The following is a 12,262-nucleotide window of genomic DNA, read 5'->3' on the forward strand; positions in this document are numbered from 1 at the left end:
ATGAATGAATCTACCGTAATGAAAATGAAGCAGATGAAGCTTCATGGAATGCATAATGCCTTCATGACAGCTATCGAAAGCGGCAAAACTGATCATTATACCCTTGATCAGTTTATATCAATGATAATAGATGCCGAATGGGATGAAAGACACAACAGACGGATTGAACGGAGTATTGCCAATGCTCGCTTCCACTACAAATCAAATATTGAAAGCATCAATTTTGACCAGTCCCGAAACATTGATAGAAATCTTATACTCCGGCTTGCAGAATGCAGTTTTGTAGAAAAGAATGAGAATATCTTAATTACCGGAAGCACGGGTGTCGGCAAAAGCTTTTTAGGAACAGCACTTGGCTATCAGGCCTGCATAGAAGGTTATAAGGTAAGCTATTTTAACTCCGCAAAATTGTTTGCAAAGCTCAAAATGGCAAAAGCAGACGGCACTTACTTAAGAGAACTCATGAAAATACAAAGACAGGATGTTATCATACTCGATGACTTTGGACTCCAGTCTCTGGACAGTCACAACAGAATTGCACTTTTAGAGATCATTGAGGATAGACATAACAGCGGCTCAATTATCGTAACCTCGCAAATCCCGGTTCAGGGATGGTATGATATAATTGGCGAGAAAACTATAGCAGATGCAATCTTAGACAGACTAATACATCAATCACACCGAGTTGAACTGCATGGGGAATCAATGAGGAAGAAAAAAAGCATAAACAAGGGATAATTATTTATCTATCTTTGAAATAATAACTAACACACGAAAAAAAAGTAGTTTTTTGAAATAAATCGAGGTGCTCACTTTGCACCGAAATTAGATGGTCACTTTAAACCAAAACAAGGTGGTCACTTTAAATTGAAAACAGGTGGTCAACATCACTGAGTTTTACATCCAGGATATAAAAGCGAAGTTAAGTTGTGTAAAAAGAGGCTATCTCAAAATATTTGAGATAGCCTCTTTTAAGTTTAAAGATATTTTAAAATTATTTATCACGAAGAAATGTTGTATTTCTTTTTGATTGCCTGGATTTCTTTTTCAAGTCTTCCCAGAACCGCTAAATCGGGTTTTGAAATCTTTGAAGCGGTTTTGTTGAGCTTTTTATTCAGAATGGACATTTCACGTCCGATTGTTGCCTGCTCTGTTATGGCATAAGCCTCGGTCTGTTTTACCGATGCATGGCCGAGTAGTTCCTTTACGACATTTATTGGAACATTGTTATTGAGAGTTACCGTGCTTCCAAAAGTTCGGCGGGCCATATGCGTGTTGAGCGTAAAAGGAAATCCGCATAAAACTGCAACTTCTTTCAGATATTCGTTCATTTTCTGATTTGAAGAAACGGGCAGTACCGTGCCACGCTGAATAGAGAGCGGGTGGTCTTTATACTTTTCAATTATTTTTAGTGCCTGAGGAAGCAGAGGGACATTAAATGAAGAATTGGTTTTTTGTCTTTCAGACATTATCCACAGATTGCCGTCAATTCCTTTCTTTATATCAGTTCTCTTTAATTGATAAGCGTCTATGTAAGCCAGGCCAGTGTAGCATTGGAAGACAAATACATCCCTTACGACATTGAGCCTGTCCGTTGTGAAATAATGACTTTCAAGTTCGTACAATTCCTGTGCGGTGAGTGGTTTTTTTACCAGTTTTGTTTTACGTCCCTTAAAGTTCTTAAATGGGTCCTTTGTGATTATTTCCTTATCGATGGCGCGGATTACAATCTTTTTGAAATTTGCAATATACTTTAGGGTGGTGTTGTTGCTGCAGTCGCGGACAGTTCTAAGATAAAATTCAAAGTCCTTGACAAACTCAAGATTCAGATCCGCAAATTCAAGATCGTTCTTTTTAAGCTTGAATTTTATAAACGCTGTCAAATGGTTTTTAGTGATGGTAAACCGGTCAAGGGTGCCTTTTGCATAGCCTTTTCCAAGAAGCGCCTGCATTTCATCGTTATGCTTTTGAAATTCTTCGAGCACCTTAATCTTTGGCCCTGTCCTTCCCAGAACCTCGTCCATAATTTTCTCAGCGGTTATGGTTTTGCCGCTGTACATCATTTCGGTTTTGATTTCATTGATTTTTAAAGTCAGCGAATCCAAAAAGAAGTTCAGCGACTTTGCATCTTCCTTTGATCCGACCGCTCTTTCGAACCTTTGATCCCATCGTGTATTATCCCATCTTCTCTTAGTTGAACCTTCCTTACGGATACCGTCAACAGTTATTCTGAAATATACGATCCATTCTCTACTTTCTATTTTGGGTCTTTTTAAAAAGAATCCCAAACCAAAACTGCTTTCCAACATAATCCTACTTTTTAAATTAATAAATGTAGAATAATATCACTTTCAAATCAAGTCGTTAATCTCGTTAACCCCTATAAAGTAAGGGATTTTTGCTGTTTCTGGTGCACTTTTCTGTGCGCCGGAAAGTGCGCCGGAAAGTGCACCGATTCTGCACCTTTAATTTTGTGAGCATTTATAAATATTGAAAACAGGCAATAAAGCAAAAAATCCAGTAAATCATCGGATTTACTGGCTTTAAGACATTTTTTAAGGCTTTTTGAAAAGATTGAAAACTTACAGTTTTCTGGCTTTTCGGCCTTTCCGTGGGGAGAGCAGTATTGAAACCTACGAGGATCAATTTAACCTGTTAAAGATGTTAATATGGCTTTACTTGGAATGATGCATCCTTTTATTGCATCACTATGTTTCAGCGCTGATAGAGCATAATGAATGTAATAGTAAGATTTTAGAAAACATAAAAAATGAGAGATATCACCTTTTTAATGATCAAGGAGAATTTCTTTCTAATTAAAAAAACTTAGTTTATCCAGAAATTAAGTCTGTCTCTAATAGAGTTTAAAAATGATTGCCTTTCAGAAAGAAATATGTTGTTTTGTGAAATAAAAAATTACTTTGTTCCATATTTGTATCATTTGTATGTAATGTATTGATAGTCAGTTATTGTTATTTTTGAAGAAGTAAAATAATTTACTTTCTTTTATAAATATTGAAAAACCGAGTCAGAAATGACTCGGTTTTTTTATTTATATTTACATTGTAATTTTAAAATAAGAAATGGAAAAGTTAATAGTTAAAAATTTTGGTCCTATAAAAGAAGCTGAAATAGACTTAACAAAATATATAGTTTTTATTGGCGATACTTCTACTGGAAAAAGTGTTTTGGCGAAGTTGATTTCGATTTTTAGAGATAATGATTTAACTTTTGGAGCTGATAGGCTTGAAGAGTTGCGTAAACTTTTTATTCATTATAATATTGATTTTAGTTTTAAAAAATCTTCATTTGAATACATTAATAATAAATTGAAAATTACAGTATCTAATAGGGAATTAGAAGTGTATCATGATAATGTGTTGTTGGTTCTTAATGATGATGCTGAGAAAATAAAAAAAGATTCATTGATAGAGATCAGTAATAGAATAAATGAAATTTTAAAAAACCAAGATAACCATGCATCTAAAGAAATAGATGAATTAAAAGGAATTCTTAAAGATTTTATTAGTTTAAATAAGAAACTACCCCATTCATTACCAATATATATTCCTGCTGAAAGAATTTTAGTTTCTATGCTTAGCTCATCCATTTCAGGTTTGTGGGCAAATAACGTGGCATTGCCTAATTGCTTTAAAGATTTTTCTGCTAGATATGAAGTGGCTAGAAAGGAAGTAAAAGAGCTTTATTTTGAATCATTTGGCATTAAATATAAATGGGAAAATGAATCTGATTATATAACAATTGAAGACAATGAATATATTTTGAGTCAGACTTCAAGTGGAATCCAGTCATTACTACCTCTGTTATTAGTTTTTGAATATGAAATTAATTACAATAATAATCTTACCAAGACAATTTTGATTGAAGAGCCAGAATTGAATTTATTTCCAATAAAACAAAAAAAATTAATTGATTATTTAATACAAAGTATAAACATTACAAATCATAATTTAGTTATTACGACTCATAGTCCTTATATCCTTTCAGCATTAGATACTTTGTTATTAGCAAAAAATACATTTAATGAACACTCAAATTTAAAAGAAGAGATTAGTAAAGTCGTTTTTGAAAAAAAGTGGTTAGATTATGATGATATTTCTGTTTATGAAGTGAGAAATGATGGAAAAGTATATTCAATTAAAAATGAAGAATTCAGAAGTATTGATACAAATGCAATTGATAGGGTTTCAGATATTATTTCTGAGGAATTTGATAAATTAACAGAGTTACGATATGCACAATAGTTTTGATGAATTGATTGAAGCACATCAAGATTGTTGTTCAAAAAGTAAAGTAGCTTCTGAGAATGGAAAGAGATTTGAAATTGTTTCTAATGAAGATTTCACAAAAATAAGAATTGATGATTATTTAATTCCGTCGAAAAAAGTTCAGAAATGTGATTTTGGATTTGTTAGACATTCCAATGACGAATTTTATTTTGTAGAATTAAAAGGAAAAGACGTTAAAATTGCCGTTGAGCAAATAATTAGCACAATAAATATTTTTGAATCAACTATTGTTAAAGTTTCTAAAGAGAAAAGATTCGGATTTATTGTTAGCTCTCGAAATCCATTATCTAGTGCTGAAACAAATAATTTAAAGCAAGCTTTTGCAAAAAAACATGGACGGATTTTAGAAATTAAAAGTGTACAATGTAAATATGTCCCGAAGTAAACCGATTCAGATATGAGTCGGTTTTTTTTATGGTTTTTATGAATATGTTTATTTACAAAATGACAAATGTCATTTCGCATTCAGATTCTTTTTCGTAATATTACTATTGAAAATATTTTTGAATGAGAAAGATAAAATACAAGAAAGGGCGAAAGCTTCAGCATATCACTTTAGAGTATACAGGCTCACAAAAAGAGCTCGAAACCGAGATGCAGCTTTTTGTATATAATGATGCAGATGTAATTGAATATGAGAAATTTACTGTTTTAGCATTAAATACTTGTATCGATTATACTAAAAATAACTGGCTGAACATTCACGGACTAAATGATATTAATTTAATTAAAACAATTGGTGCACATTTTAAACTGGACGATTTTTTATTAGCAGATATTTTAAATACAACCAAAAGAACGAAGCTTGAAGAGCAAAGAGACATTTTATTTTTTAATATAAAATCACTTTTACCTTCAGAATATTCAGATAATATAAGCGTAGAGCAAATTAGTTTTATTCTGAAAGATGGAATTTTGATTTCGTTTCAGGAAAAGAGAAGTGATTTTTTTACCCATATTCGAGAGCGTCTTCGCACTCATGCGGGAATTGTAAGAACTAAAAAAGTAGATTATTTACTTTATTTATTATTAGATGCCGTAATGGAAAACTTTTACATTACGATTGAAGATGAAGAAGATAAAATTGAAGAACTAATCAATTTGACTAAGAAAGGTGCTGATCCTGTAATTTTAGAAAAAATTGAAAACCATCGCGATAATTTTAATTTTTTAAAACGTTCTATTATTCCGCTTCGTGATTCTTTGTATTATTTAAAAACGATAAAAGACGATGATACTTATAACGGTATTGAAAAAGAAACTTTCAGTTTTTTCATAAGATTACATCAAAAAAGTTTAGAGCTTTTAGAACAAATTGATTCGGATATGAGTTCATTAGAAAGTGCTTCAAATTTTTATTTTTCAGAACAAAGCAGGAAAATGAATGAGATTATGAAAACGCTGACCATCATTTCGGCCATATTTATTCCACTTACTTTTATTGTTGGAGTTTACGGAATGAACTTCGAATATATGCCGGAACTAAAAGCGAGAAATGGCTATTTTATTGTCATGGGCGGCATGGTTTTATTAGTTGTAGCATTGATTATCTATTTCAAAAAAAGACGCTGGTTTTAGCGTTATTATACAATTTAAACATAAGTTCAAAATATAAATTATGAGTAAAGCAATATACATAGCCACAAGCGATCAAAATAGCGGAAAATCGATTATTACCCTCGGTTTAATGAGTATTTTGATTGGTAAAACGGCTAAAGTAGGATATTTTAGACCTATTATAGAAGATTTTGTAGATGGAGAATCAGACAATCATATAGAAACAGTTTTGTCTTATTTTAATCTTGATATTAAGTTTGAAGATGCTTATGCCATTACAAAAAGTAAACTTATCAAGAAGAAGAATAAAGGAAAAATAGGGGATGTTTTAGATTTAATTATCGAAAAATATAAAAAACTAGAACAACGCTTTGATTTTGTTTTAGTAGAAGGAACCAGCTTTACAGGCGAAGGAACTTCGATAGAATTAGATTTGAATGTTTTGATTGCAAAAAACCTCGGGATTCCAACAATAATTATAGGTTCCGGAGTTGGTAAAACATTAGAAGAATTAGTTGACAGCCTTTATTTAATCTACGATTCATTTAAAGTAAAAGATGTTGAGGTTTTGTCAGTAATTGCTAATAAAGTTCAGTTTGAAAACATAGAATTGGTAACACAGGGATTGCAAAAAAGCTTACCTTCAAATGTTTTGATTAATACAATTCCGTTGATTTCGAGTTTAAATAATCCTACGATGCAGGAAATTGTAAATCAGCTTGGTGCAAAAGTACTATTTGGAAGTGCATATTTAAACAATGAAATTGGTCATTTTAGTGTAGGTGCAATGCAATTACACAATTATCTGGTTCACTTAAATGATAATGCTTTAGTAATTACTCCCGGAGATCGTTCAGATATTATTTTAGGCGCTTTGCAAGCCAATGAATCTGTTAATTATCCAACTATTTCAGGAATTATCCTTACAGGAAATATTATTCCTGAGGATAGTATTTTAAAGTTAATTGAAGGACTTTCTGCTATTGTTCCAATTATTGCTGTTGATGGCGGAACGTATAGTATAACTAATAAAATTGGTTCTATCAGATCAGAAATCTACGCAAATAACACGCATAAGATAGAAACATCAATAAGTACTTTTGAAAAATATGTTGCAATTGATGATTTATCTGAGCGATTAATCACTTTTGTGCCTGAAGGAATGACGCCAAAAATGTTCCAGTATAATATGGTGCAAAGAGCAAAACAGCATCGTAAGCATATTGTATTGCCAGAAGGAAATGATGATAGAATTATCATGGCTACTTCAAGATTGTTAGATATGGATGTAGTTGATATTTCTATAATTGGCGATAAAAAACAAATAGAAAGTAAAGTTGCTGAACTTGGAATCACCTTTGATTTTTCGAAAGTAAACATTATTAATCCAAAAGAATCTGAGCTTTATGAGGATTATGCGAATACGTATTACGAACTTAGAAAAGCGAAGAATGTAAGTATTACAATGGCAAGGGATTTAATGGAAGATGTGTCATATTTTGGTACAATGATGGTGTACAAAGGTCACGCTGACGGAATGGTTTCCGGAGCTGCACATACTACGCAACATACTATTTTGCCCGCATTGCAATTCATTAAAACAAAACCAAATTCATCTGTAGTTTCATCCGTGTTTTTTATGTGTTTAGAAGACAGGGTTTCTGTTTTTGGAGATTGTGCGATTAATCCAAACCCAACGGCAGAGCAACTGGCAGAAATTGCTATTTCATCGGCTGAATCAAGTTCGGCTTTTGGAATAGAACCAAAAATAGCCATGCTTTCTTACTCTTCCGGAGCATCTGGAAAAGGAGATGAAGTAGATAAAGTAAGGGCCGCAACCGAAATTGTAAAACAAAAACGTCCCGATTTAAAAATTGAAGGACCAATTCAGTATGATGCCGCCGTAGATAAAGTAGTTGGAAAAAGTAAAATGCCAGATTCTGAAGTAGCAGGGCAGGCGAGCGTACTTATTTTTCCCGATTTAAACACAGGAAATAATACTTATAAAGCCGTACAAAGAGAAACTGGAGCATTAGCAATTGGACCAATGTTACAAGGTTTAAACAAGCCGGTAAATGATTTAAGCCGTGGTTGTACAGTAGATGATATTATAAATACGGTGGTAATTACAGCGATTCAGGCGCAGGGACTTTAATTAATTGTGAATTATTAATTATGAGTTTTGCGTTATGAATTATTACTTAAAAATTCCGTTTTTATCCGTGTCTTCGCGATAGCGAATCCGTTTTATCCGCGTTCAATTTAGTTATATATAAAATAAATTTAAAAAAACTTAGCAACTTACATACTCAGCATCTTAGCAACTTTAAAAAAATGAAAATATTAATTATAAACTCAGGAAGTTCATCAATAAAATATCAATTAATGATTATGCCAACAAATGAAGTAATTTGTTCTGGTATGATCGATAGAATTGGGTTGGAAACTTCAAATATTACCTTTAAAACCGCCACAAATTCAATAGAAGAAATATTGCCAATTCCTACGCATAAAGTAGGTTTGCAAAAAGCAGCTGAAATGCTTTTAGATCCTGAAAAAGGAGTTATAAAGTCAAATTCAGAAATTGGAGCAGTAGGACATCGCGTGGTGCATGGCGGAAGTTATTTTTCTGATACTACAATTATTACTGAAGAAGTTAAAGAAAAAATCAAAGAACTTTCAGAATTGGCTCCATTGCATAATCCGGCGCATTTAGTTGGAATAAATGTTGCCGAAGAAATTTTTTCAACGGCAAAACAAGTGGCTGTTTTTGATACCGCTTTTCATCAGACAATTCCTGTTGAAGCCAATAAATACGCTATTCCGAATTATCTATTAACCGAAAATAAAGTTAGAGTTTACGGTTTTCATGGAACAAGTCACAAATATGTTTCTGAAAAAGCAATTGAAACTTTAGAAAAAAGTTCGAAAATAATTACAATCCACTTAGGAAACGGTTGTAGTATGACTGCAATTAAAGATGGAAAAAGTATTGATCATACAATGGGTTTTTCTCCGGCAAATGGCTTAATAATGGGAACTCGCGCGGGAGATATTGATCAGTCGGTGATTTTTTATATGGTTAAAAACCTTGGATATTCTGCTGATGAAGTTAATTCGATTTTACTAAAGCAAAGCGGAATGCTTAGTCTTACAGGCTATAGCGATTTACGCGATATTGAATCAGAAGCAGCAAAAGGCAATAAAGATTGTGAATTAGCTTTATTAATGAATGCTTACAGAATTAGAAAATTTATTGGTTCATACGCAGCAGCTTTAAACGGTTTAGATGCTATTATTTTTACTGCCGGAATTGGCGAAAATTCATCTTATATGCGTCAGCTGGTTTGTACAAATATGGATTATTTTGGAATTGAATTAGATGAAGAAAAAAATCAAATTCGCTCTAAGGAAATTAGAGAAATAAGCAAACCAAATTCAAAAACAAAAGTTTTAGTTATACCAACAGATGAAGAATATGAAATAGCAAATCAGGTATATCAGTTACTTCAAAATTAAAGATAGTTTACTTTATAAAACTCCTCAATCGAGGAGTTTTTTATGTTTTCAGATTAAATATTTGTCAGTACCTTTGAATATAAATCCGAATATTTTGAAATCGATACTTTTAAAACTTCTTTTCTTCTTTTTCATTGCTTCACAAATACAAGCGCAAGAATTACTTCCTTTCGTAGAAAATTATAATAAATCAGATTACCAGGGAGACAATCAAATATGGAATGTTTCTCAGGGAAAAGATAACGCCATGTATTTTGCTAATAATCACTATCTATTGCGATACGATGGTGTGATGTGGGAAAAATACACATTACCCAATAAAACCATCATCCGCTCGATTATGATCGAAGGAGATAAAATTTATTCCGGTTCTTATAAGGAATTTGGTTATTGGTACAGGAAAGATGGTCAAATGCATTATGTTTCTATTACTAAAAATTTAAGATTATTTGATGAAAAAGACAATGAGGAAATTTGGAAGATTTTCAGGTTTAACGGCTCTATTTATTTTCAGTCCTTCAATGATATTTTTATTTACGATGGAAAACATATTCAAAAAATTAAATTTCCTTTTTTAATATCGTATTGTTTTGTAGTTGATAAAAATGTTTACGTTGCCTCTGTAGAAAAAGGTCTTTTTAGATTAAACGGTTCAAAAATCACGAATCCAAAAGGCTGGAATATCTTAAAAAATACTGTAGTTCATGCCATTGAAAAGTATCAGAACAAAACTTATATTTTTACTCAGAAAAAAGGAATTTTTATTGTAGAAAAAAATGGTTTAAGACCTTGGAACAATCCATTAAATGAAACTCTGAAAGACGCGACTATTAATGTCGCTAAATTTATTAAAAATAATAAACTGGCAATAGGAACCGGTAATAGAGGTCTTTTTATATACGACTTTACTACAAATACCTATAAAAATATAGATAGGAATAATGTTTTAATGAATAACTCCATTTTAAGCATTGGTTCTGATAAAGAAAATGATTTGTGGCTGGGCTTAGATAACGGAATTGCCCATGTTGAGGTAAATTCTCCAATATCATTTTTTTACGATAATTCAGGACTTTTGGGTTCTGTTTATTCAGTTGCAACAACTAATAAAGGTTATTTAATAGCTTCAAATCACGGTGTTTTTGAATTTGATTCAGGTAAATTTCACATGATGCCCAATACACAAGGACAAGCGTGGAATATTACTAAAATTGGTAACAAATATATTATTGGGCATAACGATGGTACATTTTGTTATGAAAATGGCTCTTTGTCAAAAATAAATAATATCAACGGCGGTTGGAATTTGTCTAAAAGTATCATAAATAACACTTATTTTCAATCTACTTACAGTGGTGTTTTGGTTTACGATGATATTTCTCAACTTACTCAAAACAAAAAAATTCAGGATCTTTCGAAACCAATAAAATATGTGGCTCAGAATAAAAAGAATGAAATTTGGGCAGCAGATAATTATCGCGGATTGTATCGCGTTCTATACGATGATAATTTTAAAACTAAAAAGGTTGAGAATATTACGCAGCAAAGCAAAATTAAAAATGATTTTGGAGTTAAAATTTTTGAATTTAGAAATGAGATACTTTTTTTAATTAACAATTCCTGGTATACCTATAATTCTATAACGAACAAACTTCAGGAAAATGAACTTTTCAATCTTAATTTCAAAAATATAAGCGATGTTGTAAATATTGATGAAGATCACTTTATGGTTCTTCAAAATGGAATTTTATACCATATTCAGGCAAACGGAAACAAATTTGTGTGGAATATTATTCAGGAAAAATATTATAAAGGAACATTGATCAATGATAATTTAAGAATTTTTAAAACCGAAAATCATTATTTGCTAAATCTGGATGATGGATTTATTTCTCTTCAGTTAAAATATGAAAATAAGCAGAATTCGGATGTAAAAATCGAAGCCTTTAACGCCGGAAATTTAGTTGAAACTGACTCTAAAATTAAATACAATACCGAACTTAAAATAAATGTAATCTCTGGAATTTATGGCGCAAGTAAACCCAATTTATTTTACAAACTCGATAAAAACTCAGATTTCATTCAAATTTCAAACGGATTAATTGTTCTGAATAATTTAAATAGCGGTAATCATTCTATTTTGATATATAAACATGACGGAGCAAGTTATGAAAAAGTTTCAGGTTTTGATTTTAAAGTTGCAGAGCCCTGGTATTTTTCTTTCTGGATGGTTTTGTTGTACATACTAATAGTAGGAGCAGTTCTATTTTTTTATTATAAATGGAACAAACTTCGCTATATGCAAAAATTAAAACTGCAGGCTGAAGAATTGAAGCATCAACGGGAAATTCTTGAAATGGAACTGAAAGCAGAAAATGAACTGAATGTTCAGGAATATCAAAAGCATATTCTGGAACTGGAATTGCAAACAAAATCTTCTGAAGTTGCAGGTAAATCATTATCGATTGCAAAGCAAAGTGAAATGATTGATAATATTCAAAGCATTCTTGATTCTGAAAAAGATTTTAATAAGCTAAAAAGTGAAATTAAGAAAGCAATCAAGATAAATGAAGTCAATAAACACGAGTGGGAGATATTTGAAACAAATTTAAATCAGATTCACAATGAGTTTATTATTAATCTCTCAAAAAAATATCCAAATCTTACTCCAAAAGATATAAAATTGTGCATTTATCTTAAAATGAATCTCTCTTCAAAAGAGATTGCACCCATGATGAATATCTCTTTTAGAGGCGTCGAACTACACCGATATCGCCTAAGAAAGAAGTTAGAGCTGTCTCAGGACGAGAATCTTTCAAAATTTTTATTAAGTCTGTAAGATTCGTATTTATATTTTAAAGATATTATATTTTTAC

At 31.5% G+C, this 12,262-nt stretch carries 8 protein-coding genes; 7 read left to right on the top strand and 1 reads right to left on the bottom strand.

Going from position 1 to position 12,262, the window contains the following annotated elements; genetic code table 11:
- Nucleotides 1-738, top strand: a complete 738-nt coding sequence (istB, locus tag KHA90_RS16570; RefSeq protein WP_213303051.1) for an IS21-like element helper ATPase IstB — start codon at nt 1-3, stop codon at nt 736-738.
- Nucleotides 739-1,001: 263 nt separating this feature from the next.
- Here istB and KHA90_RS16575 read toward each other — a convergent pair whose 3' ends face one another.
- Nucleotides 1,002-2,309, bottom strand: coding sequence for a site-specific integrase (locus KHA90_RS16575; RefSeq protein WP_213303054.1), 1,308 nt, complete (start codon nt 2,307-2,309; stop codon nt 1,002-1,004).
- A gap of 774 nt (nt 2,310-3,083) precedes the next feature.
- On the opposite strand from KHA90_RS16575, the gene KHA90_RS16580 reads away from it, so the two are divergent.
- From KHA90_RS16580 to KHA90_RS16605, 6 genes are all read left to right on the top strand, one after another.
- Entirely contained in the window at nt 3,084-4,265 is a 1,182-nt protein-coding gene (locus KHA90_RS16580) for an AAA family ATPase (protein WP_213303057.1), read from the top strand.
- Nucleotides 4,255-4,695 carry a hypothetical protein gene (locus tag KHA90_RS16585; RefSeq protein WP_213303060.1) on the top strand — a complete coding sequence of 147 codons (441 nt, stop codon included), beginning with the start codon at nt 4,255-4,257 and terminating at the stop codon, nt 4,693-4,695. The genes KHA90_RS16580 and KHA90_RS16585 overlap by 11 nt, the downstream gene beginning before the upstream one ends.
- 122 nt (nt 4,696-4,817) lie before the next feature.
- A complete protein-coding gene (gene corA / locus KHA90_RS16590) occupies nt 4,818-5,888 on the top strand; it encodes a magnesium/cobalt transporter CorA (RefSeq protein ID WP_213303063.1) in 1,071 nt (356 codons plus the stop codon).
- A 40-nt stretch (nt 5,889-5,928) separates the two neighbouring features.
- Nucleotides 5,929-8,022 (top strand): phosphate acetyltransferase, encoded by a 2,094-nt coding sequence (gene pta / locus KHA90_RS16595; protein ID WP_213303066.1) that lies wholly within the window; start codon nt 5,929-5,931, stop codon nt 8,020-8,022.
- Between the two features lie 179 nt (nt 8,023-8,201).
- Nucleotides 8,202-9,386 carry an acetate/propionate family kinase gene (locus KHA90_RS16600; protein ID WP_213303069.1) on the top strand — a complete coding sequence of 395 codons (1,185 nt, stop codon included), beginning with the start codon at nt 8,202-8,204 and terminating at the stop codon, nt 9,384-9,386.
- A 94-nt stretch (nt 9,387-9,480) separates the two neighbouring features.
- On the top strand, nt 9,481-12,225 hold the full coding sequence (locus tag KHA90_RS16605) for a helix-turn-helix and ligand-binding sensor domain-containing protein (RefSeq protein WP_213303072.1): 2,745 nt from the start codon (nt 9,481-9,483) through the stop codon (nt 12,223-12,225).
- The last annotated feature ends 37 nt before the right edge of the window (nt 12,226-12,262 follow it).

It is taken from the genome of Flavobacterium psychroterrae (assembly GCF_018380615.1).
Taxonomy (GTDB): Bacteria; Bacteroidota; Bacteroidia; order Flavobacteriales; family Flavobacteriaceae; genus Flavobacterium; species Flavobacterium psychroterrae.

Bases quoted from the DNA above. Each gene is read 5' to 3' on its own strand.
- pta (WP_213303066.1), top strand. From the start codon at position 5,929: ATGAGTAAAGCAATATACATAGCCACAAGCGATCAAAATAGCGGAAAA.
- KHA90_RS16600 (WP_213303069.1), top strand. From the start codon at position 8,202: ATGAAAATATTAATTATAAACTCAGGAAGTTCATCAATAAAATATCAA.
- KHA90_RS16585 (WP_213303060.1), top strand. From the start codon at position 4,255: ATGCACAATAGTTTTGATGAATTGATTGAAGCACATCAAGATTGTTGT.
- KHA90_RS16575 (WP_213303054.1), bottom strand. From the start codon at position 2,309: ATGTTGGAAAGCAGTTTTGGTTTGGGATTCTTTTTAAAAAGACCCAAA.
- istB (WP_213303051.1), top strand. From the start codon at position 1: ATGAATGAATCTACCGTAATGAAAATGAAGCAGATGAAGCTTCATGGA.
- KHA90_RS16580 (WP_213303057.1), top strand. From the start codon at position 3,084: ATGGAAAAGTTAATAGTTAAAAATTTTGGTCCTATAAAAGAAGCTGAA.
- corA (WP_213303063.1), top strand. From the start codon at position 4,818: ATGAGAAAGATAAAATACAAGAAAGGGCGAAAGCTTCAGCATATCACT.